At 42.3% G+C, this 26,629-nt stretch carries 25 protein-coding genes; 12 read left to right on the top strand and 13 right to left on the bottom strand.

What is annotated here, in order from left to right:
• Positions 1-52: 52 nt before the first annotated feature.
• Together B9Z54_RS22705 and B9Z54_RS22700 are read left to right on the top strand one after the other, a co-directional pair.
• A complete protein-coding gene (locus B9Z54_RS22705; protein ID WP_113930619.1) occupies positions 53-697 on the top strand; it encodes an amino acid ABC transporter permease in 645 nt (214 codons plus the stop codon).
• Positions 694-1,422 (top strand): amino acid ABC transporter ATP-binding protein, encoded by a 729-nt coding sequence (locus tag B9Z54_RS22700; RefSeq protein ID WP_113930618.1) that lies wholly within the window; start codon positions 694-696, stop codon positions 1,420-1,422. The genes B9Z54_RS22705 and B9Z54_RS22700 overlap by 4 nt, the downstream gene beginning before the upstream one ends.
• A gap of 255 nt (positions 1,423-1,677) precedes the next feature.
• On the opposite strand, the gene B9Z54_RS22695 is transcribed toward B9Z54_RS22700, so the two are convergent.
• The gene (locus tag B9Z54_RS22695; protein WP_113930617.1) at positions 1,678-1,947 is read right to left on the bottom strand and encodes a thioredoxin domain-containing protein; all 270 of its coding nucleotides are present in this window, start codon (positions 1,945-1,947) and stop codon (positions 1,678-1,680) included.
• Positions 1,948-2,287: 340 nt separating this feature from the next.
• Positions 2,288-4,702, bottom strand: coding sequence for a S8 family serine peptidase (locus B9Z54_RS22690; RefSeq protein ID WP_240190066.1), 2,415 nt, complete (start codon positions 4,700-4,702; stop codon positions 2,288-2,290).
• Positions 4,703-4,914: 212 nt separating this feature from the next.
• Between B9Z54_RS22690 and B9Z54_RS22685 the strand changes: the two genes are divergently transcribed.
• The gene (locus tag B9Z54_RS22685; RefSeq protein ID WP_113930616.1) at positions 4,915-6,555 is read left to right on the top strand and encodes a class I adenylate-forming enzyme family protein; all 1,641 of its coding nucleotides are present in this window, start codon (positions 4,915-4,917) and stop codon (positions 6,553-6,555) included.
• A gap of 80 nt (positions 6,556-6,635) precedes the next feature.
• Here B9Z54_RS22685 and B9Z54_RS22680 read toward each other — a convergent pair whose 3' ends face one another.
• Entirely contained in the window at positions 6,636-7,091 is a 456-nt protein-coding gene (locus B9Z54_RS22680) for a competence protein ComK (RefSeq protein WP_162785335.1), read from the bottom strand.
• A gap of 366 nt (positions 7,092-7,457) precedes the next feature.
• On the opposite strand from B9Z54_RS22680, the gene B9Z54_RS22675 reads away from it, so the two are divergent.
• The 4 genes from B9Z54_RS22675 (at position 7,458) to B9Z54_RS22665 (ending at position 10,321) form a co-directional block, all read left to right on the top strand.
• Positions 7,458-7,742 (top strand): DUF4282 domain-containing protein, encoded by a 285-nt coding sequence (locus B9Z54_RS22675; protein WP_113930614.1) that lies wholly within the window; start codon positions 7,458-7,460, stop codon positions 7,740-7,742.
• Positions 7,743-8,151: 409 nt separating this feature from the next.
• Positions 8,152-9,192: a C40 family peptidase gene (locus B9Z54_RS22670; RefSeq protein ID WP_113930613.1), complete on the top strand. Its 1,041-nt coding sequence runs from the start codon at positions 8,152-8,154 to the stop codon at positions 9,190-9,192.
• 180 nt (positions 9,193-9,372) lie between these two features.
• A complete protein-coding gene (locus B9Z54_RS25080) occupies positions 9,373-9,639 on the top strand; it encodes a hypothetical protein (RefSeq protein WP_162785334.1) in 267 nt (88 codons plus the stop codon).
• A gap of 43 nt (positions 9,640-9,682) precedes the next feature.
• A complete protein-coding gene (locus B9Z54_RS22665) occupies positions 9,683-10,321 on the top strand; it encodes a hypothetical protein (protein WP_113930612.1) in 639 nt (212 codons plus the stop codon).
• 12 nt (positions 10,322-10,333) lie between these two features.
• On the opposite strand, the gene B9Z54_RS22660 is transcribed toward B9Z54_RS22665, so the two are convergent.
• The 7 genes from B9Z54_RS22660 to B9Z54_RS22630 form a co-directional block, all read right to left on the bottom strand.
• Positions 10,334-11,224, bottom strand: coding sequence for a DUF6843 domain-containing protein (locus B9Z54_RS22660; protein WP_113930611.1), 891 nt, complete (start codon positions 11,222-11,224; stop codon positions 10,334-10,336).
• A gap of 856 nt (positions 11,225-12,080) precedes the next feature.
• The gene (gene rbsB / locus B9Z54_RS22655; RefSeq protein WP_113930610.1) at positions 12,081-12,983 is read right to left on the bottom strand and encodes a ribose ABC transporter substrate-binding protein RbsB; all 903 of its coding nucleotides are present in this window, start codon (positions 12,981-12,983) and stop codon (positions 12,081-12,083) included.
• A 71-nt stretch (positions 12,984-13,054) separates the two neighbouring features.
• Positions 13,055-13,987 carry an ABC transporter permease subunit gene (locus tag B9Z54_RS22650; RefSeq protein WP_113930609.1) on the bottom strand — a complete coding sequence of 311 codons (933 nt, stop codon included), beginning with the start codon at positions 13,985-13,987 and terminating at the stop codon, positions 13,055-13,057.
• A gap of 2 nt (positions 13,988-13,989) precedes the next feature.
• Positions 13,990-15,462, bottom strand: coding sequence for a sugar ABC transporter ATP-binding protein (locus B9Z54_RS22645; RefSeq protein ID WP_113930827.1), 1,473 nt, complete (start codon positions 15,460-15,462; stop codon positions 13,990-13,992).
• Positions 15,463-15,482: 20 nt separating this feature from the next.
• Positions 15,483-15,872: a D-ribose pyranase gene (gene rbsD / locus B9Z54_RS22640; RefSeq protein ID WP_113930608.1), complete on the bottom strand. Its 390-nt coding sequence runs from the start codon at positions 15,870-15,872 to the stop codon at positions 15,483-15,485.
• Positions 15,869-16,750, bottom strand: coding sequence for a ribokinase (gene rbsK, locus B9Z54_RS22635; protein WP_113930607.1), 882 nt, complete (start codon positions 16,748-16,750; stop codon positions 15,869-15,871). Before rbsK ends, rbsD begins: the two co-directional genes overlap by 4 nt.
• 12 nt (positions 16,751-16,762) lie before the next feature.
• Positions 16,763-17,734 carry a LacI family DNA-binding transcriptional regulator gene (locus B9Z54_RS22630; protein ID WP_113930606.1) on the bottom strand — a complete coding sequence of 324 codons (972 nt, stop codon included), beginning with the start codon at positions 17,732-17,734 and terminating at the stop codon, positions 16,763-16,765.
• A 353-nt stretch (positions 17,735-18,087) separates the two neighbouring features.
• On the opposite strand from B9Z54_RS22630, the gene B9Z54_RS26785 reads away from it, so the two are divergent.
• Both B9Z54_RS26785 and B9Z54_RS22620 read left to right on the top strand, forming a co-directional pair.
• Positions 18,088-18,192: an HRDC domain-containing protein gene (locus B9Z54_RS26785; RefSeq protein WP_113930605.1), complete on the top strand. Its 105-nt coding sequence runs from the start codon at positions 18,088-18,090 to the stop codon at positions 18,190-18,192.
• A gap of 141 nt (positions 18,193-18,333) precedes the next feature.
• On the top strand, positions 18,334-19,131 hold the full coding sequence (locus B9Z54_RS22620; protein WP_113930604.1) for a sporulation protein: 798 nt from the start codon (positions 18,334-18,336) through the stop codon (positions 19,129-19,131).
• 235 nt (positions 19,132-19,366) lie between these two features.
• Here B9Z54_RS22620 and B9Z54_RS25075 read toward each other — a convergent pair whose 3' ends face one another.
• Together B9Z54_RS25075 and B9Z54_RS22615 are read right to left on the bottom strand one after the other, a co-directional pair.
• Positions 19,367-19,543 carry a hypothetical protein gene (locus B9Z54_RS25075; RefSeq protein WP_162785333.1) on the bottom strand — a complete coding sequence of 59 codons (177 nt, stop codon included), beginning with the start codon at positions 19,541-19,543 and terminating at the stop codon, positions 19,367-19,369.
• 23 nt (positions 19,544-19,566) lie between these two features.
• Positions 19,567-20,403, bottom strand: a complete 837-nt coding sequence (locus B9Z54_RS22615; RefSeq protein WP_113930603.1) for a hypothetical protein — start codon at positions 20,401-20,403, stop codon at positions 19,567-19,569.
• A 481-nt stretch (positions 20,404-20,884) separates the two neighbouring features.
• Here B9Z54_RS22615 and B9Z54_RS22610 point away from each other — a divergent pair, with 481 nt between their 5' ends.
• Complete coding sequence (locus B9Z54_RS22610) at positions 20,885-22,399, top strand: MBL fold metallo-hydrolase (RefSeq protein ID WP_113930602.1); 1,515 nt, start codon at positions 20,885-20,887, stop codon at positions 22,397-22,399.
• Between the two features lie 128 nt (positions 22,400-22,527).
• Here the strand turns inward: B9Z54_RS22610 and B9Z54_RS22605 are convergent, their stop codons facing one another.
• A complete protein-coding gene (locus tag B9Z54_RS22605) occupies positions 22,528-23,778 on the bottom strand; it encodes a thioredoxin family protein (RefSeq protein ID WP_113930601.1) in 1,251 nt (416 codons plus the stop codon).
• A gap of 612 nt (positions 23,779-24,390) precedes the next feature.
• On the opposite strand from B9Z54_RS22605, the gene B9Z54_RS22600 reads away from it, so the two are divergent.
• Together B9Z54_RS22600 and B9Z54_RS22595 are read left to right on the top strand one after the other, a co-directional pair.
• On the top strand, positions 24,391-24,948 hold the full coding sequence (locus tag B9Z54_RS22600; protein WP_113930600.1) for an RNA polymerase sigma factor: 558 nt from the start codon (positions 24,391-24,393) through the stop codon (positions 24,946-24,948).
• Positions 24,945-26,330, top strand: coding sequence for a hypothetical protein (locus B9Z54_RS22595; RefSeq protein WP_113930599.1), 1,386 nt, complete (start codon positions 24,945-24,947; stop codon positions 26,328-26,330). The genes B9Z54_RS22600 and B9Z54_RS22595 overlap by 4 nt, the downstream gene beginning before the upstream one ends.
• Positions 26,331-26,629 lie beyond the last annotated feature (299 nt).

The following is a 26,629-nucleotide window of genomic DNA, read 5'->3' as shown; positions in this document are numbered from 1 at the left end:
CTCCTCTTGCGCGCTGTCTTTTTAAATTTTACAGCATGAAAGGAGAAACGCTATGGATGTCATAATAGAAATACTCCCAATGTTGTGGGAGGGATTGCAGCTTACCGCTTATATAACAGTTGTCGGTTTGCTCCTGGGTTTTATCCTTGGATTGGTTATAGCGCTGTTCCGCTTGTCACCGATTCCGCCCTTAAAGTGGGTCGCCATATGGTTCATTAACTTTGTCAGGGGAACTCCTTTCCTTGTTCAACTATTCTTTATCTACTTTGGATTGAATTCACTTGAATTCATATCACTCGATCCCATAACAGCCGGTATAATAGGGATTACTATTAATGCAGGTGCATATATTGCTGAAATTGTCCGCGCCGGAATCCAATCAATCGACAAAGGACAAACAGAGGCAGCCAGGACACTGGGGCTCACAAGCGGACAGACAATGCGTTACATTGTACTGCCCCAAGCTTTAAGAAGAATGCTTCCCGCATTTGTCAATCAGGCAATCATCAGTTTAAAAGATACCTCGCTTCTTTCAGTTATCGGCATCGCCGAATTGACACAAAGAGGGCAGACTGCCGTATCCTCAACCTTTGAAGCATTTAAAATCTGGGGAGTCGTAGCACTGATGTATTTCATCCTGATTTACCTGCTTACAAAACTCGGCGACTTTGTAGAGAGGAGATATGAACTGCGATGAGCGTAATACAAGTAAATAACCTCAAAAAATCCTTCGGAGACCTGGAAGTGTTAAAAGATATCAGTACAGACGTAAAAGAGCAGGAAGTGGTCTGTGTAGTCGGTCCGTCCGGCTCGGGAAAAAGCACCTTCCTCAGATGCTTAAACAAGCTGGAGGAAATCACCGGCGGCCATGTCATCGTCAACGGAAATGACATTACAGACCCAAAAATCAACATCAATAAAATACGCCAGGAAGTCGGGATGGTGTTCCAGCACTTCAACCTCTTCCCGCATAAAACCGTTCTTCAGAACATTACACTCGCACCGATGAAAACCAAGGGTGTCGATAAAGAAGCCGCTAAGAAAACAGCCCTAAACCTTCTAAGAAAAGTCGGGCTAGAGGAAAAAGCGGAAAGCTATCCAGGGGAGCTTTCCGGTGGACAGAAACAGCGTGTCGCTATTGCGAGAGCTCTTGCCATGGAACCAAAAGTTATGCTGTTCGATGAGCCCACATCGGCACTCGATCCCGAGATGATCGGCGAAGTATTGGAAGTTATGAAAGACCTTGCCCGCGAAGGAATGACCATGGTTGTGGTTACACACGAAATGGGCTTTGCCCGTGAAGTTGGGGACCGCGTCATCTTTATGGATGGCGGATATATCGTGGAAGAAGATGTTCCGAGCGAGTTGTTTGGTAACCCTAAGCATGACCGGACCAAGGCTTTTCTTGGGAAGGTGTTGTAAGAATCCCAAAACGTATCAGCCTAAAGTTGCTGATACGTTTTTTTATTGACAAACACTGAATAAACGGCAGCGCCCCCTAATGCTACCAATCGGCTATAAAAGCTATCCTACCATTACTCCTAAACGGCTGCCAACTCACTAATTACTCTTCTTTCCCAGCATATACCTAAACTATCTCATATATATCAGGCTCTGTCCGATAATAATTCTCCTCGATCTGCGAGTCCCCAAAGGACATAGTTTTTGCATCTTCTATTAAGAATGCAACCAAAACCGAAACCCATCTCTTCCAGATTGATCCTTGAGGGCAATTAACTTAATCTCCCTTGTTTCTTCTATAAAAATAGATATTGTGTTTTCATCAGAAATACTAATTGACCTTCCCGTGCTTCCATCAACAATAGTAATCTCCATTACTTGTTCAAGATCTTCTCCATAAAAGTCAGAAAGAGTTATGTTCTTTAATCCACATCCTCCCGTCACAAGTATACAATTAGCAAGAATAACAGGATTCTCTTCATCCAAGTCGCACCCTAAGTAGAATCTTTAAGTGTGCCTCTCACGCTTCTTAAGAAGTTCGGCAGCAAGAACTCACTTTATAATTGTCTATTGCTTCTGTACTATATTTTTTTGAAAATGAAGGTGATTTTATTGTAATCTCATTAACCATAATTACACGTCCTAACTAAAGAAAATTATTAAAATCAGCTTCCGTCATAAAATACCGAACACACACTTTATAAACACCTTCCCCAAAGCATTTATACTACTAAAAGGGACAGCCCCTCTTAGCGCTTTAAAGCTTTAAAGCTTAAATCATTAAAACAAAAATAAAAAGGGACACAACATCATGTCCCTCCCACTTCTATTCTTTAGTCACCAGGTAAGCTTTATACTCCGTTACCCCTGCTTGTTCAACATATACTCCGAGTACATAATCACCGTTCGGAAGGTCAGCGCCCCCTGCTTTGCCGTCCCATAAGAATTCATGGTACGGAGTCGGCGCATTCTCAAATGTTCCCAATTCACCGATGGCAGGTCCGATATTTCCATCCACCAATTGGAACAAGTAGTACTCAAGAACTTCAGCACCGCCAGGCAAGTAAGAACCGACATAATAGCCTTCTGCTGTTTTGTCCAAAAAGGCTCCAGTTACACGAGGATAATCCGGTTCTCCGACAAACAGGATAGTCGGCAAATCCTGTGTAGTTTTTCCATCACTCACTTCAATGGTTCCTTCATAATATCCAGGCTCAAGCTTGGAGGCATCCACCTGAACCTTGAAATTCACTTTTTGCGTTTTTCCAGGCTGTACTTTCAGGTTCTTGCTCATCATAACTTTGATTCCTGAAGGATTTCCTTCAAACTCAACATCAAAGCTGTAGCTCTGTCTTTTGTTTGATAGATTTTGAATTTCGAAGCTTTGCTTTTCAACCTGTTTCCCTTTTGCCTTCACAAATTTGCCGAATGAATGGCTTCCAGGTGCAATAAGAGTTTTCGTATTTAACGCGTCCATAATACGAATACTTCCCGCTCCTTGCGCATTGTGAGCATAGGATGTGTCGTCATCAGGGTTGGTTTTATCCACTGGGTCAATGACATCTGCAGCCGTGTTCATCAATGCTGCTTTCACATCGTCCGCTCCCCAAGATGGATTTTTTTGCAGAAGGATTGCCGCAGCTCCGGCCACATGAGGTGAAGCCATGCTTGTACCCTGTAAGGATGTGTAGCCTCCGCCTGGATAAGTGCTGACGATATCCACACCAGGTGCGGAAACATCCGGTTTGATCATCCAGGAAAGAGTCACTGGACCGCGTGAAGAAAAGCTGGCCATTGTTTCATCAATCTCTGCCACAAAACCTGTCTCAAATGCTGCAGTGTTGTTTCCTTTCGCAACTTCAGCTGTAATCTCCTGGCCATCCTGTATCGATAACTTGATCGTCGGCAAAGCCAATCCCGGCACCTCTGGAATATCGGCTGCAGCTCCAACGTTATTATAAATAACTACACCAACTGCACCGGCCGCCTTAGCGTTATTCACTTTATCAACAAACGCGAATGCGCCGCGGCTGATCAACGCGATCTTTCCATTTACATTCTTACCGGCAAAATCTGCAGGACCACCAAGGCCTACATCCACCAATGTATTCTCTTGTCCATTTAGACCTTCCAAAGCATCTGCTGATGGATATCCCATAACAGAAGCGCTCTCGTAAGAAACATTTCCTGTCTTCAAAGCCGCTTCATAAAAATCATACGGCAGCTGGGTAGCACCCACTGATACCGCTTCACGGGACGTACCTGGAGACCCTACCGTCCAGTTATTAGGACCAGCGTTACCATTGGAAGTAACCGCCACTACCCCTTCTGCCATAGCCCAATCCAATGCAATGGAAGTTGCCCAGTCAGGGTTGTTCAATGTGTTTCCTAAAGATAAGTTCATTACATCTGCACCGTCCAGGACGGCTTTTTCAATACCGGCAACTACATCTTCTGTGCTGCCTCCCTCAGGGCCCAGTACACGATATCCTAATAATGTCGCTTCCGGTGCCACACCTTTGATTGCTCCATTCGCAGCAACTGTTCCCGATACATGAGTACCGTGATATTGACCAGCACCCTCCTGCGGATCATTGTCATTATCTACAAAATCATATCCTTTATAATTTCCGAAAGCATGTGCCAGGTCAGGGTGAGTATAGTCCACACCAGTGTCGATAACAGCCACTGTGACTCCTTCACCGGTAAAACCTGTTTCCCATGCCTCATTTGATCCGATGAATGGGGCACTGTTCATCATTTCCGGTTGGAACGCTTCTCCTGGAAACGCCTCCACCGTAGTAGAATCCACTGTATAGTGAACATTCGGGTAAATTGCTTTTATCCCGGGAATTGCTGATAGTTTCATAATCTCATTGGCAGGCAGTTCAACAGAGAAACCTGAAAATACATAATCATATTCTCTATTCACTTTTGCTTTTTTAACAGCTTTCTCTACCGATTGAATTACTTTTCCCCTCTCAGCCTTCAATCCATTCTTTGTTTTCTTTTTTCCCTTCTGTTTCGCTTCCACTATAGACTCTTCTTGAAGCTCAACAATTACCGAAGTCGGACGGGTTGAGGACAATTCCATATCCCCAAAAATCTCAGCTGCCGGCAGCTCCGTCATCACGGTGCCCGAACCGTTACCTCCTTGTGCAGATGCCCCCATACTGAAGACTGACATCAACAGTACAAACGCAATGAGACTCAATGATACTTTTGAAAAAATTCTGCTCATCTACTTATCCTTCCTCTCTCCCAGTTATTAAGCAGAAATTCCAATGTGTGCCGTTCGCGCAAAACAGTGGAATCTCTCCACTAGTTAATATTAAACAGCCGAAGGGAAATCCCTCTGGGTAAATTATCATAATGTTTCGACAATAAAACAAAAATAAACTTTTCCCTTTAATTCTCCTTTAACCCCTTCTTATCAGACTATTCGACAGCAAAATGCGCCTAGTTAATATAAAGACCCTTTCCCTTGTTAATAAACAGAATATTTTGTACAATCGTATTATACTTCTACAATCATTTAAAGGATGTGCTGTTGTGCTGACTTTCAGCTCAATCATGAAACAGAATGCAGATAAATTCCGTGACAAAACTGCCATTATTTTTAAAAATAAGAACTGGTCTTACCACGAATTGAACAGTCGTGCGAACCAACTTGCAAACGCTTTCCTTTCAAAAGGTTATAAGAAAGGCGACAAAGTGTCGGTCATGATGAAGAATCACTCCGCTTATATTGAAATCATCACCGCTCTTTCCAAAATCGGAGTCATCATTGTTCCGATCAATTACAGACTAGTAGGTTCCGAGATTGAATACATCGTTACAAATTCAGAAAGCCGCGCCTTTATCACCACAGAGGAATATTCAGAAGAAATTCAAAAAATTTCACCTCAGTTAAGTACTCTGGACGATGTGATTGCTGTTGGGGTAAGCTCTTCTGAAAGCATCATCAATTATGATTCATTCCTTGAACGGGGATCCACCCAAGAACCTGAAATCAAGATAGAGGAAACGGATACCCTCTACCTCGGCTACACTTCCGGTACTACCGGCAAACCGAAAGGAGTCGTCATTTCTCACCGCTCACGGATGTTGACGGGGATGGCCGCTGCTTACGAATATAAAATTGATGAGTCTGATATCCATATTGTTCCCGGTCCGATTTATCACGCCGCACCCTGGATCTTCCTGATGATGCAGTTGATTGCGGGCGGCACACTCATCATTCAAGAGTCTTTCGATCCCGAGCAATTCCTGGCAGAGGTGGAAAGGCACAAGGCAACCAATGCGTTCATGGCACCGACCATGTTTAACTTCCTTGTGAATTTAAACCAAGAAACCAAGGATAGATATGATATCAGTTCCATGAGGGTATTAATTTCCGCCGGGTCCGCACTCCCTACTCAAACGAAGCTTGATGTCCTGAATTTTTTCCCAGATGTTGATCTTCATGAATTTTACGGCTCGACAGAAAGCGCGATTACCCTTAATATCAAGCCAAAGGACATCCGGAGAAAAGACCGCTGCGTAGGACAGCCATTCCCTCTTGTGGAATGCATGATAGTAGACGAAGAAAAAAATCCTGTAAAAACCGGAGAAATCGGAGAACTTTACATTAAAGCCCCCTATCTGCTCGATGAATACTATAAAAATCCGGAGGCAAACGAAGCTTCCTTCAGGGACGGTTATTTTACGGTCGGTGATATGGCATTACAGGATGAAGAAGGTTACTACTACATTGTTGATCGTAAAAAGGACATGCTGATCAGCGGAGGGGTTAACATCTATCCGAGGGAAATTGAAGAAGCCCTGTACTCCCACCCGGACATTTTGGATGTGGCCGTCATTGGCGTTCCCGACCCGGTTTGGGGAGAATCGGTTAAAGCCGTAGTGGTTCCAAGGGAAGAAGCCGTCTTGACACAAGAGGATGTCATTACGTATTGCGAAGGAAAAATCGCAAGCTACAAGAAACCGAAGTCCGTCGACTTTGTAAAAGAACTGCCGCGCAACCCATCCGGAAAGATATTGAAAGTCGAGCTGCGTTCTCAATATCAGGACGGTAATCAAGTGGAGATATAAGTATAAGGACGTTATTCCTGCTGGAAGCAGGAAATAACGTCCTTCTTTTTATAGGCTGCCCTCTACTATTAATGGCGTTTTCATCTCTTAGGAAGCATAAAATGATACATCGCAGCAAGCGTCTTTTCCCGCTGCCTAATAAGAATAGCTACGGAACAAGGCACTTCCAGCTCGAGTCCATTCTTAAAGATGACGGCGGTCTTACCCTTTTCATGTGTGAAAGTATGTATGTGGTGTGTGAATAACCAGATGCAGGTATAGTGTGAGGGGGACACGGTTGGGAAAGCAAAAATGTGATCATGCTGACAGATCATCAGAGGTGTTTTTCGATTATAGTTCAATTGGTTTCTAACTGACTTGATCCGCCCGTCATAGGAAGATCCCCTGACCAAGCAGGCTTCATCCAGCAGCTGCCTCACTGATTTAGTACTCATGATCCTTTCCCCGGACTCCAAAACCAGTTCAGTCCGATAAGTTTTATGAAAAGCAGGCAGCAGAGCAATCGTACTTTTAGTAATGACATCTTTCTTGTTCACAGGAAAACACAACATCCTTTCGACAATAAAATTAAATTACAGGTCTATTATACTATATAAAAACCATATTTCTACAAACTATTTGAAAATTTGTTAATTTTTACAAATCATTTACCTTTAATGCGGGAACCCTATTTTGGCGGACCTTTGTCTTGGGGTAAGCACATAATCTTACCTGTGAAGAAATACAAAACGATTGCTTATTAATGGGAAAAGCTTTGAAGATAGATGAAGGCTATTATACTTAATCAATCAAAAGTACCTTTCCTTTGCAACAAAATAACTTACTATGACACCTTGATAATTTAAATAGGTCTATGGTAACATTAAAAAGTTATTTTATTCCTTATAAGGAGGTGTGTCTTTGTGAATCAATATATAAACTTTAACAAGATGATTACTCCAGCTATCATTAAAGTAATCTTTTGGGCCGGTGTCGGTTTATCGGTTATATTCGGATTAATCATGATGATTTCTGGAGCAGCAAATCCTTACGGTGGAGGTTTTATGGTTTTCACAGGTTTAATGACGCTTATTTTAGGACCGCTTTTTACAAGAATTTATTGTGAACTGCTTATTTTACTATTCAAAATGAACGAAGCGCTTCAATCCATTAAATCTACTAGCGAAACAAACCGTTTTAGCGCCTAGTCATTAGCACTTATTCTATTTATACATGTTTTAAAGCGATCTTTCATATTAAGATCGCTTTTACTTATCCACTTTTCAGCAGAATTAGAATTCTGTGCAAAGTAAGTATAGTTCCCCTTAAAATAAGCTTGTCTTTCTTCGCGTTAGCATATTCACTCCCTCCCTCATCAATACACTTTCTGAACTAGTTTTTTACTTGAAAACCTCTAGGTATAAACACAGAGGAGTTAAAAAAACACAATAATATCCATTTTATGTATCATTTTGTATTCATTTGGTTGTAAAGTGTGCTCAACAATTAAAGATACTTAAAAGAATAATAGAATATGCAAACAAATTCCCCTTTTTAATAAGAAGCGTGATAAAATACTCCTAAAGAATACTATATTATGACAAAAGGGGAAATAATGTGAAAAAGGTGTTATTTACTGTCGCCGCTACCGCTGTTATTTCTACTGCGTATGGTGCTGCCGCAGAGGCTAGTTCCCATACTGTTGCCAGTGGAGATTCATTATGGTCCATTGCCAAAAAATACGGCACATCGATCAACAAGGTTAAAGAAATAAACGGGTTGACTTCTGATGTCATTTATCCAAAACAGGTACTTAAAATCAGCAACCAAGAAATCCCATCCGCTCCACCAGAGCAGGAAGTAGTTCCTCTTCCAGTCATAGATAAGAAGTACACAATCATTTCCGGGGATACGCTGATTGGAATTGCCAACAAACACTCTATTACAATTGCAGAATTGAAAGCACTCAATAATCTCAGTGGTCACCTAATCTATCCAGGGCAAAAGTTGATAGTTGGGAAGGGCACTGTTCAGGGCCCTGCAGTAGTTCCGCCAGTAAATCCTGCCCCACCGCCACCTGCTCCAAGTTTACCTGCTCCTCCAAAAGAGAGCAGTGCTGAAAAGACTTATACCATTCAATCTGGCGATTCTCTTTCTGTCATCGGACGTTCATATGGAGTCTCAGTATCACAACTGAAAGAGTGGAATGGTTTAAAAAGTGATATGATTTTTGTCGGACAGAAATTGACAGTTAAGTCGGGTGTTGTAACAACCCCTCCTGCCTCTTCGAAAGCATTCGATGTTGTAAAGCTTATCGAAGAAGCAAAATCTCATATCGGTACACCATATGTTTGGGGTGGATCAACTGTTGGAAGCTTTGACTGCAGCGGATTTATACACTATGTTTATAACCAAGCTGGATTGAAGTCAAGCAGAACTTCTAGCGGCGGCTATTACAACCGTTCCTATTATGTGAACAAACCTGCTGTCGGTGATTTAGTCTTTTTTGAAAATACATATAAAAAGGGAATTTCTCATCTGGGAATCTACCTGGGTGGCAACCAGTTCATCCATGCCGGAGATGACGGGGTAATGATTTCCAGTTTGGATAATTCCTACTGGAAATCCCATTTTGATGGATTCAAGAGATTCTATTAATAAGAAAACCACTGTTGATGAGAGAGCAACAGTGGTTTTTTTTCGAAGTAATAGCATAGAAGTCAACCTTGTCCCTTTCTGCAGTGCGGCTGTTCATCCTTGCTATGTTACAATAGAATTATATATTTCATAGATTATTAAAAGGAAGCCGAATGCTTCTTTTTTATTTGAGGTGAACTCATGAGACGAAAACTCAATTTATCCATACTCTACTCGCTACATATAATTTTCCCTCTGCTTGTATCCGCATCAATCGTAATGGGTATATTCAGCCATTTCTATTTCTTTTTCGCTGTTTTTTTACTGCCCGTGATTTTAATCATTCTAGATATCATTCTATTAAACTTCATCCGCCGGCTGTGGGGTCTGCATTTAGTCATCGCCATGACCCTTTCCTATGTCATTTTCAGATATTCGGTAGGTTTATTCTTTATGATCGGGGTTTGATTTCCCTTTTAAACTGCATCAACAACAAGGTTGGAGGTAAAAAATGATTAAGTCACCCTTATTATTGGCCGTTTCTTTTGTTCTATTTCTCATTTCATTCTTATTAAGGTTTCCATTTGGAAACGTTGAAGCCCAAGAGATGAATATGATTTTAACGAGGCATATTAATTTAGAGTTTCACCTTATCATTCTTTCTCATGTATTAATGATGGCAAGTGTAACCGTCCTGTGGTTCGCACTGAAAAAATTTCAATTGCTTCTGGTAGCGCTCAGTTTTGTATTTGTGCTGGCCTCCCCCGCTTTGGCAGTGGATATTTTTCAAAACTACATGGCAAAAGGAATCTATAAAATTGAATATATTGCCGAAGATAGTGTCTGTATGTTTGATGTACCAGATTGGGATAACAGGAGATTCATGACGGCGGACTGCGAATTGACTCTGGAAAACAGGGGAAGGGAAGACGTCGAATTCACATTCAGTTTCGAGGAAGAAAACAACTATCATCCAATCCCTCTATTGAATCGGGATGCACCTTATCATGCTGAAATAAAAGCAAATGACGTGAAAAAGATTCATATCGAAACAACGATTGAGGTACCTGAAGAGTTGGATTCCTTCATAGGCGGAGTCGAAGGGCCGATCATTATTCTGGAATCAGGTGAGAGTTCAAGGGAGCTATAACGGGGAAGAGAATCATGGGGTTTCTCTTCCCTCATTAAACCCTCTCCAATAGTTCATCACTTCCCGGCTCTGTGTTCCATAAAGATCACTTCCGTGCAAAAGAAAATCCTCACCGCACTGGCTGGTTGTGATTTGGAAAGCGTTAAATTGAATTTCTTCACCGCCATCTTCTGAAAAAGCACCGCCGCTTCCATGATGTATACAATATGAATTAATCTTCGTTCGGTTTCCGTCATCATCCACATAATAATACCGGTCGGTCACCAATCCACCACGGTTTTCAGTCGATGTTTGTGCCAATCCATACTTCTCCAAATCTGTGCCTTCCAAGCTGGGCAGCGTCTCAACCTCCACCGGCACAACAGAGTAATCCCCTTCATCATCAAGCTGCGGCTGGCCGGAAACATTATGGAAGACCACAACGGAACCTTCAAAACCATCCGGAATAAGATAGGTGAAATTTGTCTCTTCCTTCGTCATCTCTTCATAAATAGGAAGCCCCCCAACAGCCATGGAAGCAAGCACCAGAACAGATACCGCCTTCACAAAAACTGCCCTTTTGCTCTGAATCCCCTGACCTCTGCTCTTTCGCCATTCATCCACCACAAAAAACAAGACCGCACTCACAACCGCAAAAGCAGCCAGCCCTTCAATCACAAACACCGTAACAAATCCGAATAAGATATGTATTGCCGCCGCAGCAAAGAACCTTCCTTTGTCGAGCTTCTTAGTAAAAAATTCAGAAAGAAGAGAAACAGGTATTCCATATAAAAAATTCCCTGCCAGTGCATAAAACAAAACGATAAAAGATAACAAAAAGGCTCCATCTATAAGACCTAACACAAAAACCCCGGCAGAAAGTATTAAGCTGGAATACAGGGCTGGTTTTAATTTTGATGTCATAGAGACACCTCTCTTTCCATAATGATTGTGAATTGTTTCACATATATTATAGCATAAGAATGCCTTCTTGCTTTACCGAAACTTTAAAATGCTTTTTTTGGTAAACCTCCAGGTAATTCTTTTAGTTAGTCGTGTTCTCTCCTGGGTACACATCTCCACTCAAAACACTCAACTCATGTACCCACCGGGCACGAGTGGGTACACATCTCCACTCAAAACACTCAACTCATGTACCCACCGGGCCCGAGTGGATACATATCTTCTCACAAATACCTCAACTCATGTACCTACCGAGCCCGAGTGGATACACATCTCCACTCCAAAACTGCAACTCATGTACCCACCGGGCCCGAGTGGATACACATCTCCACTCAAAACACTCAACTCATCCACCAGGCACGAGTAGTTACATATCTCCTCACAAATACCTAAACTCATGTACCTACCGGGCCCGAGTGGATACATATCTCCACTCCAAAATCTCAACTCATGTACCCACCGGGCCCGAGTGGATACATATCTCCTCACAAATACCTCAACTCATGTACCTACCGAGCCCGAGTGGATACACATCTCCACTCCAAAACTTCAACTCATGTACCTGCCGGGCCCGAGTGGATACACATCTCCACTCAAAACACTCAACTCATGTATCCCCGGGCCCGAGAAGATACACATTTCCTCCCAAACCCTCCACTCACATACTCACCGCCCCCGCCTGACACACAACCCTCCCCACACCATCAAAACAAAACCCTCTTCATAATAAAAAAAGAGCCAACCTCAACTAAGAGGTTAACTCTCCTTAAACGACAATGGCTGAAGCGAAGGACAAGCCCCTCAACGGTCAACCCTTTTATTCCGTAATCAACTCAAGCTCAACCGGAACAAACTCTTCCACTTCTTCCCCATCTAATACTGCTTGAGCCGTTTCTACTGCCTGATTACCAATTTCGTCCGGCTTCTGAGCCACGGTTGCACCCATTTCGCCATTTTCCACTGAGGCTACTGCATCGTCCGTTGCATCAAATCCGACAACCATTACATCATCCATGCCGGCAGATGCTAGCGCTTCAAGTGCTCCCAGCGCCATTTCATCGTTGTGGGCGAATACTGCATCAAACTCGGCCCCGCTTTGTATGATGTTTTCCATTACCGTCAAACCTTCTGAACGGTCAAAATTCGCTGTTTGGTTGGCAACGACTTCAATATCGCTTTCATCGACAGCCTCGTTAAAGCCTTCGCCTCGTTCACGTGCAGCTGATGATCCAGAAATCCCTTCAAGTTCAACAACATTTCCTGATCCGCCAAGTTCTTCAACAATAAAGTTACCTGCCATTTTACCGCCTTCAGCGTTATCAGATGCGATATGTGCAATCACTTCTCCACTTTCAGCACTTCGGTCAACCGTGATTACAGGAATATCGGCATTATTCGCTGATTCAATCGCAGATGCAACCGCTGCTGAATCAGTAGGATTTACGAGGATGATATCAACATCCTGTTGAATCAAATCTTCTATGTCACTCGCCTGTTTGGATGGATCGTCCTGCGCGTCTACCACAGTGATGTCCATTCCCAGTTCTTCTGCCTGCGCTTCAGCACCTTCTGCCAGTGTCACGAAGAACGGGTTATTCATCGTCGAGATTGAGAATCCGATTGTTTGATCACTGGTGTCGCCGCCGCTGTCACCCTCATTATCTGATGAGTTATTGTTTGTTGGAGATTCTAAAGAACATGCTGCCATGATCATTGACATTGCCAGTAGTAAAACCAGTACTAATTTTTCTTCATCTTAAGTCCACTCTCCCTTTGTTTGGTTTATATATGTCATGCGGATTTCTTACGATCCAGCAGAACAGCCAGCAGGATCACTCCGCCTTTGACCACTTGTTGGTAAAACGAAGATACGTTCATTAAGTTCAATCCATTATTCAAAACTCCGATGATCAGGGCTCCGACTAATGTGCCGAATATCCAGCCCCGTCCGCCGGTCAGGCTTGTACCACCAAGGACAACCGCTGCGATTGCATCCAACTCATAAGCGGTACCTGCAGTCGGCTGCGCTGAGTTCAATCGGGACGTTAAAATGATTCCTGCCAGAACACTCAGCATCCCTGTCAGCGTATAGACACCCATTTTGATTTTATCCACTCCGAGACCCGCCAGACGGGAAGCCTCTTCATTTCCTCCCACAGAGTATACCCCGCGTCCAAAGGTCGTTCTTTTTAAAATGAACCATAGGACAGCAAACGAGAAGAACATGGTGATGACCGGGAAAGGAATGCCAAACAGGTATCCTTTACCAATCATTTGAAAAGAAAATGAGTCAGACAGTCCTGTAATTGGACGTCCATTCGTGTACACAAGCGTCAGCCCTCTAAAAATCGTCATGGTCGCAAGGGTCGCGATAAACGGAGCCACCCGCCCTTTCGTGATGATCAATCCGTTAAAGGCACCCATTGCAGCACCCGCCAGCAATCCGAGAAGCATGGCCAGGATAGGATCCATCCCTGATGCCATCGCGCCGGCGGTTATGGCCGAGCCAAGCGCCAGCATCGAACCGACCGATAAGTCGATACCGCCTGTCAAAATGATATAGGTCATTCCAAACGCAATCAGAGCATTGATGGAAACCTGGCGTAAGATATTTAGAATATTATTAAGTTCAAAGAAACTTGGGCTTAGGATGGATAATATAATCACGATTACAACCAGTCCCAATAACGGACCAAGTTTCTGGAGCATCTCTTTATTTTTCATATTTACTCTCCTCCCGTTGCTGCTGTCATGATCGTTTCCTGCGTCGCTTCATTCCGGTCGAGCAATGCCGTCACTTTTCCCTCATGCATGACGAGAATTCGATCCGACATCCCCATAACTTCAGGAAGCTCCGAGGACACCATGATAATGGAAACACCTTTTTCGGTAAGCGCATTCATAATTCCGTAGATTTCTTTTTTGGCACCAACGTCGACACCCCGTGTTGGCTCATCCAGAATGAGCACCTGCGGGTCTGTTGCAAGCCATTTCCCTATAACAATCTTCTGCTGGTTCCCGCCGCTCAATGATTGAGCTGCCTGCTCGGTTCCAGAAGTCTTTATCCGAAGGCGCTGGATCAATTCCTCAGCCGATTGCCGTTCCATTTTATTATTCAAAACACTCCATTTGGAGAGCTTATTCAACTGGGCGGCCGCGAGGTTTTCCCGCACCGTCTGGTTTAAAATAAGTCCCTCTCCTTTCCGGTCTTCCGTTACGAAAGCAATTCCTGCCTCAATCGCCCGTTTAGGGTTGCTGCCTTTTATCGGCTTGCCATCGAGGATGATTTCTCCTGATGTCCGCTTGTCCGCTCCGAAGACAGCCCTCATCAATTCTGTCCGGCCGGCTCCCATAAGGCCTGCAATACCGAGTATTTCACCTTCATGCACTGTAAAATCAGCCTGCTTCACTCCTGTTTTGGTAGAGACACCTTTCACGACCAGCCTCTCTTTTCCAGGCTTTACTTTGCGTTCCGGAAATTGATCGCCAAGCTCGCGCCCAACCATCATTTTTACGACTTCAGGAAAATCCGTTTCCTTAATGATCCTGGTGCCGATTGACGCGCCATCCCTCAGAACCGTGATGCGGTCACACATTTTAAAGATTTCTTCCATCCGGTGAGAAATATAAACAATGGCTACGCCCCTCTCTCTAAGCCCGTTCATCACATTGAAAAGAACATCGATCTCTTTGCTCGTTAAAGCCGCTGTCGGTTCATCCATGATGAGCACATCGCTTTTTACAGAAACAGCCCGGGCAATCTCAATCATTTGCTGCTGGCCGACTGAGCACGAAGAAGCAGGTTTTTGCGGATCCAGCTTGATGCCCAGTTCCATCAGCCAGGACTCTGCCTCCTTGTTCATTTCTTTAATCTTAATCACGCCGGATTTTCCATATGTCTTTTCTTTTCCAAGAAAGAAATTTTCCGCGACCGTCAGATTCGGCAGGATATTCAACTCCTGATGAATGACTCCGATGCCAAGCTTTTCCGCTTCCTTCGGGTTTTTAAATTGAACCGGCTCTCCTTTGTAGGTGATTTCACCTTCATCTTTATCGTAGATCCCGGTCAGGATTTTCATCATGGTCGATTTTCCGGCTCCGTTTTCCCCCATCAAAGCGTGAATCTCGCCTGGGACCAGATCGAAATTGACTCCTTTTAAAACATGTACCGGTCCAAATGACTTCTGAATATTGGTCATGGTTACAATAGGTTCGGTTTTCAAAAAATCACCCCCGCATGCAGGATTATGTTGGCGTACGGTGTCGCCTCTCCGGTACGGATGACCGCTTTTGCTTCTTTAGTTAAAGTTTTGAATGCTTCATGGGAAATCGTGTGGATGTCACCGTATGTTCCGGTAATCCCTTGGAGCAATTCCGTATTGTGCGTTGCCATCTCAGCTGCCACTGTCACACGCTCTACTTCCATGCAGTGTTCAACGACTTCCATAACTTCCTTAAAGCCCGGAGTGCCTAGTTTCACAGCCAAATCGATTTTCCTCACTCCATCCGGTACCGGAAGGCCGCAGTCTGCAATCACGATGGTATCTGTATGGCCCAGATCCGCAAGTACTTTTGCAATTTCACTGTTTAACGGTGCATTTTTCATCATGAGGATGCCCCCCTTTTCAGAAACTCGTCAAGCTCTTCTTTCGTCGGCATCCCGGTCTGCGCTCCGAACTTCGTCACCGAAAGGCTTGCCGCCGCAACTGCCTGCCGGATCGCTTCCTCAAGAGAGAAGCCTTGATCGAGCCCCGCTCCCAGTACACCGTTGAAGGTATCGCCGGCTCCGGTCGTATCCTTAACTTCCACCTTAGGGGCCGCCACCAATTTCCGTTCTCCGTTCACACAATAGGAAGCACCACTGCCGCCCATCGTGACAATCAGCTTGCTTTCGTAGTCAGGAGAAAACTCAGTGCTCTTTCTCATTTCCGCTGCTTCATGCTCATTTGGCGTGACATAATCGATTTTTTCCCACCATTCTGAAGGAATCTCCTGGTAGGGTGCTGGATTTAAAATAACAATCGCTCCTGAAGCTTTTGCAATCTCAATCGCCCGTTCCACTGCCGGAATCGGAATCTCCAGCTGGACAATCACAACATCGGAACGCTCAATGACCTCTCTTGAAGCTTCCACCTCATCCGCTGTCATGCTTTCATTAGCCCCCGGCACGATCACAATCGTATTGTCCTGCTCCGCAACCGTAATCGAAGCCGTCCCGGTAACTTGATGTGTAACCGGTTCCACATTTTCAGTTTTTAACCCTTCTTTACTTAAATACTGCAAATACTCCTGGCCGAATGGGTCATCCCCGACCCGGCCGACCATATGAACTTCTCTCTCCACCCTTGCAGCAGCGACCGCCTGGTTTGCGCCTTTCCCACCGAAAATGGTGGCAAAAGAAGTCCCCGTCAAGGTTTCCCCTTTCTTCGGAAAGCGTTCAACCGACGTTACGAGATCCATGTTCAAGCTTCCAACCACTATAATCATTCCGCTCACCTCTTATCTCACTGATTTCCGTACCTCCAGCGCTGCCTTCAGTACATAGTGTTCTCTTTCTAATGGCAATCCCTGTATTCTTGCTAACAGCATCTCGGCCGCTTTTTTTCCTATTTCATATATCGGCTGCTGCATCGTCGTCAGCTCCGGCAAAACCGTCGTGCCCCATTCCATCCCATCGAATCCCATGATTGACACTTCTTCCGGCACTTTGATGCCCAGCTTCCCGGCAGCTTTCAAAGCACCAATCGCCATCACATCATTCCCAGCAAAAATGGCATCGATGCTTCGGTTCGACTCAAGCAGTTCCATCGTACTCACCATGCCTTTTTCTAGTTCATAGTGACCCTGCTGAAGCGTGATGGGAAGGTTATTCTCCTTCATGACATCCTGATACGCCCGCTTTCTTTCCCCGGACGTGATGACATGCCTCGGACCTTCAAGGTGCGCAATGTTTCGGCATCCCCTCTCGATCATATATTCCAATGCCTTCCGTGCTCCTTCATAGTTATCAACAGCAACAGAAGGAATCCGGTCATCGATAAAACGGTCCAGCGCCACCACCGGCACATTCAAAGCTGACAAATGCTCCCACTTAAGCGTGTTCGAAACAATAATAAAACCATCTATATACTTTGAAGTCATCCCTTCAATATACTCCAGCTCATGCTCCAGCTGCTCATCACTGTTGAATAAAATCGTCGAGTAACCAGCCGGATACATGACATCCTCCACCGCCCTCACCAACTGAGGAAAGAACGGGTTCGTAATATCAGGAATCAAAAAACAAATCATCTTGGAAGTCTTCTGCGAAAGGCTTCTGGCCACACTATTCGGCTTGTATCCGAGCTGCTTAATCGCATTGGCAACAGACTTGCGCGTATCCTCATGAACATATCCTTTATTGTTAATCACGCGTGATACCGTCGCAACCGATACACCTGCCCGCTTCGCCACCTCTGAAATTGTCGCCATGCTTTCTCACCTTTCTGTCTTCCTTTTTTATGTAACCGGTTACATACAACCTATAAATAAAAACCGTCGTTCTATGTAACCGGTTACACACATTGTAATAAAGGTTGCTTTTTATGTCAAGGGAGGAGTTTATTATTATATTTGATAGCCGGAGCATAGGTATCTTACTTTTGGAATACACGTCTCCTTTGAAAAACCGCTACTCATGTTTCATCACGCGCCGAGTAAAATAGTTATCTTCCCGGGAATTCTCAAACCACTCCCCTCAACTAGGAGAAGTGGATTCAAATGATCCAACCAACACAGATACCCGAACAGCCTTAACAAGTCTTAGAACCAGACGGCCCTAGGAAATGAATGTTAAGCCCTATTATATCTTTACAAATAACACATTAGATTCATTTATTGAAAAGAAACCAGTCACCATGAAAGACCTGTTAAATAATAGAAGGAATTGAACCAAAACAAGCTGAGGACTTTGGCCAAGAGATTCTTAATTAATATATTCGGAGGTACTAATATGTAAATGGCAAGTTAGAAGAGAGAACTTTCTCTTTTATGCTACTATAAAACTATCAAAACCGAGAGGAGAAACGAACATGTCAATGTTTAATAAAGTGATTGCAAGTTTTGGTCTCGGCTCTGCTAGAGTCGATACAAAGCTGAAAAGCTCATATATTCAGCAAGGTGAAAGCTTTGAAGGAATTATTGAAATAAAAGGCGGCAGTACTAATCAGCGGGTGGAGTCGATTTACCTCAAGCTCATGACTTTATACGGGCATGAAGGCAGCGACCGCCTTTCCCCTGGAATTGTGATGACTCACAAACTTAATGAGCCATTACCGATTTCTGAAGGCCAGAAGCTGAATATCCCATTCTCCTTTCAGGTTCCACTGGACACACCAATAACGATGGTTGATCCTGAAACTCAAAAGAATGTTCCAAAAGTCTGGATTGAAACTGGTATTGATATTAGGAATGCGATTGACCCGAGAGATAGAGATGAAATTTCTGTAGACCCTTCACCCGTTCACGTAAACCTGATTGATGCCATCAAAGTAATCGGCTTTAAGTTCAGGCAGATGGAAAGCCAAAAAACACCGGCCTGGGTAAAAATAAAAAAGACCTTTGTGCAGCAGTACGAGTTCACTCCCGTCCATGGAAGATACAGCAGGAAACTGGACGAGCTCGAAGTGTACATTCTGCAGGGTGAAACAGAAACGACTGTTTACTTTGAAATCGAAGGGCGCAGCAGAGGGGCGATAGGGGCATTCAAAGAAAAATTGAACCTTGATGAACCTCGGGGAATCCTGACTTTCACAAACACAGAAATCATAGAGAATAGAAGCCGCGTAAGTGACGCATTTGAAGAAAAACTCAATGAGGTGCTTTCCTGAAAAATTCAAGCAAAATAATAGGATGAAAAAAAATTCTAACAGTACAGTGCAAATAACAGGTTTTGCTGGAAATCTTTTATGATATAATCAAAAAAATGTTTGGGCATGGTCTTCTCTTCTGTCCCCATCTACTAAAACCAAAAAGGAAAATCGACTTCCAGGATCGCCATTTCAAGCTTCTAATCTAAAAAGCAGCACATAAAAGACCCTCCTCATAAGAGAAGGGTCCGTTAGTTTATTTTCTCAGGGCGAAAATCAGCGATAATAAACTAAAGCTTACTAGGATCGAAATCGGGATTCCGTAGGCTAGTAAATACTCTGCAATCAAATTTGAACTCAGCACAAATAGTAAGCTGACGGAACTGACCAGAAATACTGCCAAACATAAAATTGATTGCCAATTCAGCTTCATGATTTTTGCTCCTCAAGTACTCTTTAGTAAGTGTCTACAGAATAATGTTTAACAGCTGGTTTTCCAACATATCCATAATAAGTAGAACTGGAAAGTACTTTTCCGCTCTTATTCTTTTTGGACTTAACCGTTTTAACTTTATAAGTATGTCGACCTTTTTTGTAGTAGAAATCTCTTGAATTATATTTTCCTGATGGGCCGGAAAGGCTGACTTCAAATGTTATCGTTTTTGTGCCGGAAGCAGAAAGTCCAAAAGTTTGATTCACTGCTGACTTTGATGGAATGGTGCCTGAATAGCTTGCTGAAATAGTAGTAGATTTCTGTATAGATGATTTGTAGGTCGCTCCTCTTGCAATGCTTATAATGAAGTAAGGATTTGAAAGATAGGACCAAGATTTCGTAATTCCTTGGTTATACACTTTATAACTGTAATACGTAAAGTCGCCAACGCAAGCAATACAGTCCAGTTGATCACCTTTTTGATTACTTTCAGATTTGGCTTCTAATTCAGTAATCAATTCAGGAGAATAAGGCTCCGTTACCGTTACCCCTAGTTCATTTGTATATTCCACGAATTCACCAAGAAATATCTCTTCCTCGACAGGGGTACCCGGATCTTCACCTGTGCCCGGGTCTGGATCTTCACCTGTGCCAGGATCTACATCACCGCCTGTTCCTGGAGGGTCGGTACATCCACCTTCGCGAGGGTCAAGCGTAATGGTCCCTTTTTTACCTGTGTCACTTAATGAATACTGAGTATCTTCACAACCAAATGATGCCTCAGCATATTTGGGCTCAACCGTCACAAATGCAACAAACAAAAGCATAACTGAACATAGTATTTTTACTATATTTTTCATCCATCTTCCATCCATTCACTATGAATTTTTCACAAGACAAAAACAAACATCCAGCAACCTTAATTAGTTTAAAACATTGTTATATTACATTTTCGGTTGAGCTCTAACCTGAGATAATAGTACATCATTCCTGGTATAATAGCTATATTAATTTTGAATATTCTAACAAATTATGCTTAAAAGAATATTTTAAGAAAAAGGAAGATTACCTGACAAATATTACCCTCTAGTTAACCTGCAAAGTTTGGAAATCAGATATAGTACAAAATCCAGTCATTCTGCCTTCTAAGTCTTATTAGAAAGGCAGTACTACGGAAATCTTCCCCAGCAAGCCTTCAAACCGGGAAAACAGTCATCAATCAATATTAATAACTCATTAGTTATATAGACCTAATCCAGAAAAATTCTTTAGAAATTAATGGAACATATTTTCAGTACTTGATAAAATAATAGTTAATTAGAATGAACATTGGAGGTCAATATGAAAAAGCTAATTGCTATCCTTAGTACTCTTATAATTTTGCTGTCACTGTTACCGGTCAACTCTGCAGCCGCTTCCACATACTCTAAAGCCGAAAAGTTAGTAACAGAGGCTGAACAGTGGGCCGGCGCTCTTAAATGGGAAATTTCTTATGAGTATAGAAAGAAGAAGTTCCCTGAAAACCCTGTTACTTATCCTGATATGAACTTGTACAATAATACAAAAGAGCCTATGCTTGCCGCAGAAAAACTGCTTCCTTCTTTATCTTCTTCAAAGAGAAACGAGTTAAGAAAACGAATCGACCAAAATATCAAAGTTCATTACCTAAGAGCACAGGCATACATCGATGCCATCACTTCTGGTAAAAAAATCCTTAACAAAACAAATAGTTACAATAAGTCATTTGCACATAGCCCAATCAGTGATCAAACTGTACAAGCTTACCATAATTTATCCAGCGAAATCAGAAAACAAGCCGTTCTTCTATATCGGGTTTATGGACAATCAACAAGAGATGCCATCCTTTCAAAATACAAAGCACCCGGCGAGACCGCCAAACATAACACCATATATGCTATATCCGCAAAGATGGCATTCGATCAATTAATTGAGTTGGACAACAATAACCAGCCGATTGAAAATCAAATTGATTTAGTCATTAGTTTAATAGAAAGAGTACAAGACGATAATGCAAAGGCTCTGCTTGAAAGTCAGCTTAATAAATTTTTACTAGCTCAGATAGGTGACTTGCATGTCGACTTTATCAATGCAGGCCAAGGAGATTCTATACTGGTTGAAACCCCGAATGGAATGACCATGCTAGTCGATGGAGGAAATACGACTTCAGGCGATGACGTGGTCAGCCACTTACAAGCTAATGATGTTACAAAAATTGATGTCATGGTGGCGACCCACCCTGACGCTGACCATGTTGGCGGATTGATGGCTGTACTGAACAAGTTTCCTGTTAGTGAAGTGATAGTCAATGGAAAGACAGATTCATCAGATACGTACCGGGAGTTCTTATCTCTTGTACAGCAAAAGAGCATTCCGGTTTCAACAGCAGAAGAGGGAGATTTTATTGAATTGGACCCTATGGTTTCTATAGAAGTATTAAACAGCGGCTCGAACAGTTCAGACAATGATGACGCCTCCATTGTCATGATGATCAGCCACGGAGATGTAGAATACCTTCTAACCGGTGACTCAGGCATAGAAACAGAAGAGCGTTTAATCCAGGACTATTACCTAGAAGCAGACGTTCTCAAAATTGGCAGTCATGGCTTGAATACAAGTACATCCCAAGCGTTTATCGAAGCCGTTAATCCTACATTCGGAATTCTTTCATACGGAGAGGGCAACAGTGAAGGAGCTCCTCATAATGACGTGTTTGACAGGCTGATGGATTATGGAGTCGATATGATTTCAACTCCGAATGGAACCATTGAAATGTATGATGACGGAGATTATATTTATATCAACCAACAACCTGAAAATGCTGCCACAGAATCTTAACATACTCGCTAATGCATCTATTTCTTGAATCTCATATACAATAAATAAAATAAAGCCGGAACTTCCATTATCGTGAAGGTCCGGCTTATTTTCTATTTTTACTGCTCTCGATCCGCTAAATCAATCTACTACTGGGCAGACAACCAGTTCATAAGTGACTCTTCATCTGTTTCCCCTACAATGCGGGTGACTTCTGTTCCTTCTTTATATGAAACGACGGTTGGTATACCATCAATGCTGAAACGGTTCCAGCCTTCTTCATCCTCCATCAGGTTTAAATGCTTTACGCGAATCCCTGCTTCTTCAGCAGCGCTGTTTAATAAAGGAGCCATGTTTTCACAATGAGAACAAAACGGAGTATAGAAATAAACAATGACATCCCCCTTAGTCGATAGGATGTACTCCAAGGTTTCTGAATCACTTATATCTGTGCCATTTTCTCTACTGCGCTCTTGCACATCACTTATGATAGCATCGGCCTCCTGCTGGGCTTCTTCCTGTTCTGCAGTTTCATCTTGAAGCTGACTATCATGAAATAACTCTATACGATCAATTTCATTATCGAAATCAATATCAATCATACTTAATCTGTTAGTTCCCACCGAGTAGTCTAAATAATATCCTTGAAACAGCTCTGATTTATATTCCCTGAATGGCTCTCCCAATACCTCTTTCACCCATTGAATCGAACCATTTTGTACAGATAAGGCAATGCCTGTGATTGTATCGGGATTACTTTCAGGACTATCATAAATCGTATCATTGTAGTTAAAAAAAGTAACATTACAGTAGCTGTGATAATCAGTAAGGTGCTCGTAATCTCCACTTTCTTCAGGTTCTCCCCAGTGGCTGATTACCGCGCTAAGGCTATCACCCACCCCAAAGCTGACTTCCCCTGCATACCCTGCTGAAAGCTTATCATTAAAGCTTGAATCAGATATAATAGCTTCTACTTCAAATCCACCTGCTTGGGGACAGCTGGAAGTCTCTTTCTCTTGTTCAATGTGTACTTCTGTTACTTTGCGCTCGACTTCTTCATGTTTGGCATCTTCATTTTCTTCTACACGGTCCTCTGGAGGCTCTACCATGACAACATCATTCTTTTCCACACCAGCTTCTCTATTCTCTTGGGCAGGATCGGCTTCAGTCCTCAGGTCATTAACCGCATAAATCATTTCCTGGTTCACCAGTGTTTTAGCAATTTTTTCTTCACACCAAGAACTGATACCCAGTAGAAAAAAGACGATGATTATATACTTAAAGGTTTTCAATCTATTTCTTCTAAAAACAAGAAGAATAAGGAGAATCAGTGCAATTAAACTGGAAACTATTCTAATAAAACCAAATGCTGCACCTAAAATCAAAAGCTGCTCAACCATCTTATTGGCTCCTTTTTATGTATCTTTATCATTTCCTGTCCGAATTCACTCTGAATGATTATAAGGGGATATCTTGTTCAATTTAAATTCAAGTCAGTAAGAAGTAACTATCATATTCTCGCACCAAATGTTAATCGCCCTTTTACAGGTCTTATACTTTCCATTAGATATATCGGCAGTAAAACCCAATCATTAACACTTTATAGGGTATAAAGACGGATAAAGGAATATCCTTCATCTGATGCCTGTAAACCAATCGATTCCTTGTTCATTTCCTGTTCTGTTTTTTCTCATTTCTCTTGGTAATTCAACACCAACTCTTAATTCTGTTGTATTGTACTGTAAGAGGAATATTTGAGGCGGATCATTTTCAGGAGAAGACAGTACATTAATCAGAGTAATGATAGGTAACTAAAACCATCATTTCACTGTTTGTATCACCCATCACCTTCTTGGTCCCATCCAAAATACTCCAAAAGTGAAATGGTATTAACAATTTTCAAAGTGACGGTATATTGTTTCTGCTGCCTATACAAAAAAGGCAATTAAGTTGAGACAGAAATCAAACTTTGAACGTCTAAGAATCAAAAATAGATAATAAGGGGTTATGAGATGGAGGGAAAACTGAAAAAAGAATACAGTGACAGCGAGAATGGAGAAATTGGCATTGACTATTTCGAGGAAATTATTCAAAAAAATGAAAAAGCAGTTGTCCAATTTGCCTACACTTATGTAAAGGATTGGTCGGTAGCTGAAGATATTTCTCAAGAAGTGTTCATTAAAGTTTACAAAAACTTTTTATCTTTTGACCATCGTTCGAAGCTGAAAACATGGTTATTCAGTATCACGGCAAATGAATGTAAAGATTACCTGCGGAAAATCCAAAGGAGGACAAAATGGTGGAATCATCTTGTTCAAGGTAATCCAAAACAAGATGGAGATACACCTGAAACCATTCTTCTCCAAAATGAAGAAAAAAACTCCATAGGTGAAGCCTTGCTTACTCTACCTGTGAAATACCGTGAAGTACTGGTTCTGTATTATTATGAAGACCTTTCTACAGAAGAGATAAGCAAATTATTAGTTGTGAATTCCTCAACGGTCAGGTCAAGGCTCGACCGGGGACGCAAGTATCTTAAAAATCTGAGAGAAGGAGGCCGGTGGTCATGAAAAACAGGGATGAACAGAAAGAAATCAGAGATTCGTTAAATCAAGATGTATTTTCCAGATATCAATTCAAATCACAGCAAGATAAAATAATGAAAAAAGCCACTGAAGTTTCGAAAACCACAAAGAAAGAGAAATATTACTATTATGGGTTATCCGGTGTGGCAGTAATTCTATTCTCCATTGTGGCATTATCCTATATCTTAACATCCAATCTTGACCAAGATCCCTCTTCTCCTGCCGATCAGGTAGAAGAAGAAGCAGAGACTGATCAACTGGATGTTAATCAAAACGACTATTTATCCGATCCAGACTTTCCTCTGACTCCTCACCAGCGTGTGGAACCAGTTTCGGATGATGAAAGCACAGACCCTGCTCATGTAGACAAAACTGAAGAGGAATGGAAGGCGTATTTCCATGACTTATACAAAGATCAGCGAGAGGCTGTTCAAAAACTGCATTTGAAATATGAAAGTTCAATGTCTTTAAGCAGTAAAACGGAAGTAGAAATTTCCTCGAAATTTGAAGAAGAAGGCTTTATCATAAAGGAAAGTCAAAAAACCTATGAGAACGATGCTTTGACAACAGATCATTCATATATTACTACAAATACTGAAATTATTTTTCTTGATCATCAGCATAAAACCTTTGATCAAGAACCAGCATCAACCACTGCAGAGGAATGGGTTAAAAACAGGCCATTATACACAGGAACTCCCGTTTACCACTTGCATGATATGGAGTTCAATGGATATTCATGGACTGTAGTCGATCAAAACCTTAAAGAAAATTGGGTTACACTCGAGTTAGTTAAAACAGATCCAAAAGTATTCTTGTATGAAAGAGGACTTATTAAAATTGAATATGATTCTGGAGTAGTGCTCGAGAAAGAAGAGTACCTGGGAGAAGATATGCTCTCCACATTCACACTTAAGGAATTAAGAAAGAATGATGGCCTGCCTGAATTGCATATTGATATATCCATTCCCGAAGATTATACAGATAGACAGGACCTTCGTGATCAGCAAGAACGGGGAGTAATTGACCAAAACCTTTTCGATCAAGCCCAAGATAGGGTGATAAAAAACAACAATAAAATTCAAGACATAATTTTCACTGGAGAAGATGGACACCTGTACTTTGTTGTGACAATGAAAGACGGCATGACCTCCACAGACGGCAAAGCAGCAGGACAAGAGTTTATTAAGGAATTTACCGACGTAGCTAACAATTCTGAATCATTTCTGAAAAGGAATACGACAATCTGGGCAGAGGGACAATATGACTTTACAATAAGGGTTGAAGTTCCCGCAACAGCGTTCTTATATGGGACACCTGAGGACTCAGAAATTATTTGGGAAAGTAAAGCGTATGGAGAGTATTAAGAAATTACTTTTCCTGAAGGAATAGCAACTTTAAGTCATTGTCCATAACGATAACGCTAAAATTAAGAAAGAAGGAATGCCTCCAGGATAGCTGTCGTGGAGGCTTTTTTTCCGCATTTTTAAGGAGCAGGATATACCCCAGGACCAATACCTTGATGGCGAATTACCACAGAACAATTTTCAAGAACAAATGACCTACTTGAAGGAAAACAACTTCGTCACTTTGACATTGGATGAATTGTATATCTTCATAACAAAAGACAAAGCTATACTGGAAAACAGTGTGGGGGTGTGAATCT

The sequence above is a fragment of the Bacillus sp. P14.5 genome, from assembly GCF_003316765.1.
In the GTDB taxonomy this organism is placed as follows: domain Bacteria; phylum Bacillota; class Bacilli; order Bacillales; family Bacillaceae_B; genus Rossellomorea.
This window is presented reverse-complemented; position numbering and strand designations above follow the sequence as displayed.

What these genes read in the sequence shown, in the direction of transcription:
- B9Z54_RS22705 (WP_113930619.1), top strand. Translation starts at nt 53, where the DNA reads ATGGATGTCATAATAGAAATACTCCCAATGTTGTGGGAGGGATTGCAG.
- B9Z54_RS22700 (WP_113930618.1), top strand. Translation starts at nt 694, where the DNA reads ATGAGCGTAATACAAGTAAATAACCTCAAAAAATCCTTCGGAGACCTG.
- B9Z54_RS22690 (WP_240190066.1), bottom strand. Translation starts at nt 4,702, where the DNA reads ATGAGCAGAATTTTTTCAAAAGTATCATTGAGTCTCATTGCGTTTGTA.
- B9Z54_RS22685 (WP_113930616.1), top strand. Translation starts at nt 4,915, where the DNA reads ATGCGCCTAGTTAATATAAAGACCCTTTCCCTTGTTAATAAACAGAAT.
- B9Z54_RS25080 (WP_162785334.1), top strand. Translation starts at nt 9,373, where the DNA reads ATGAGACGAAAACTCAATTTATCCATACTCTACTCGCTACATATAATT.
- B9Z54_RS22665 (WP_113930612.1), top strand. Translation starts at nt 9,683, where the DNA reads ATGATTAAGTCACCCTTATTATTGGCCGTTTCTTTTGTTCTATTTCTC.
- B9Z54_RS22660 (WP_113930611.1), bottom strand. Translation starts at nt 11,224, where the DNA reads ATGACATCAAAATTAAAACCAGCCCTGTATTCCAGCTTAATACTTTCT.
- rbsB (WP_113930610.1), bottom strand. Translation starts at nt 12,983, where the DNA reads ATGTCAATGATCATGGCAGCATGTTCTTTAGAATCTCCAACAAACAAT.
- B9Z54_RS22650 (WP_113930609.1), bottom strand. Translation starts at nt 13,987, where the DNA reads ATGAAAAATAAAGAGATGCTCCAGAAACTTGGTCCGTTATTGGGACTG.
- B9Z54_RS22645 (WP_113930827.1), bottom strand. Translation starts at nt 15,462, where the DNA reads ATGACCAATATTCAGAAGTCATTTGGACCGGTACATGTTTTAAAAGGA.
- rbsD (WP_113930608.1), bottom strand. Translation starts at nt 15,872, where the DNA reads ATGATGAAAAATGCACCGTTAAACAGTGAAATTGCAAAAGTACTTGCG.
- rbsK (WP_113930607.1), bottom strand. Translation starts at nt 16,750, where the DNA reads ATGATTATAGTGGTTGGAAGCTTGAACATGGATCTCGTAACGTCGGTT.
- B9Z54_RS22630 (WP_113930606.1), bottom strand. Translation starts at nt 17,734, where the DNA reads ATGGCGACAATTTCAGAGGTGGCGAAGCGGGCAGGTGTATCGGTTGCG.
- B9Z54_RS26785 (WP_113930605.1), top strand. Translation starts at nt 18,088, where the DNA reads ATGAATGTTAAGCCCTATTATATCTTTACAAATAACACATTAGATTCA.
- B9Z54_RS22620 (WP_113930604.1), top strand. Translation starts at nt 18,334, where the DNA reads ATGTCAATGTTTAATAAAGTGATTGCAAGTTTTGGTCTCGGCTCTGCT.
- B9Z54_RS25075 (WP_162785333.1), bottom strand. Translation starts at nt 19,543, where the DNA reads ATGAAGCTGAATTGGCAATCAATTTTATGTTTGGCAGTATTTCTGGTC.
- B9Z54_RS22615 (WP_113930603.1), bottom strand. Translation starts at nt 20,403, where the DNA reads ATGAAAAATATAGTAAAAATACTATGTTCAGTTATGCTTTTGTTTGTT.
- B9Z54_RS22610 (WP_113930602.1), top strand. Translation starts at nt 20,885, where the DNA reads ATGAAAAAGCTAATTGCTATCCTTAGTACTCTTATAATTTTGCTGTCA.
- B9Z54_RS22605 (WP_113930601.1), bottom strand. Translation starts at nt 23,778, where the DNA reads ATGGTTGAGCAGCTTTTGATTTTAGGTGCAGCATTTGGTTTTATTAGA.
- B9Z54_RS22600 (WP_113930600.1), top strand. Translation starts at nt 24,391, where the DNA reads ATGGAGGGAAAACTGAAAAAAGAATACAGTGACAGCGAGAATGGAGAA.
- B9Z54_RS22595 (WP_113930599.1), top strand. Translation starts at nt 24,945, where the DNA reads ATGAAAAACAGGGATGAACAGAAAGAAATCAGAGATTCGTTAAATCAA.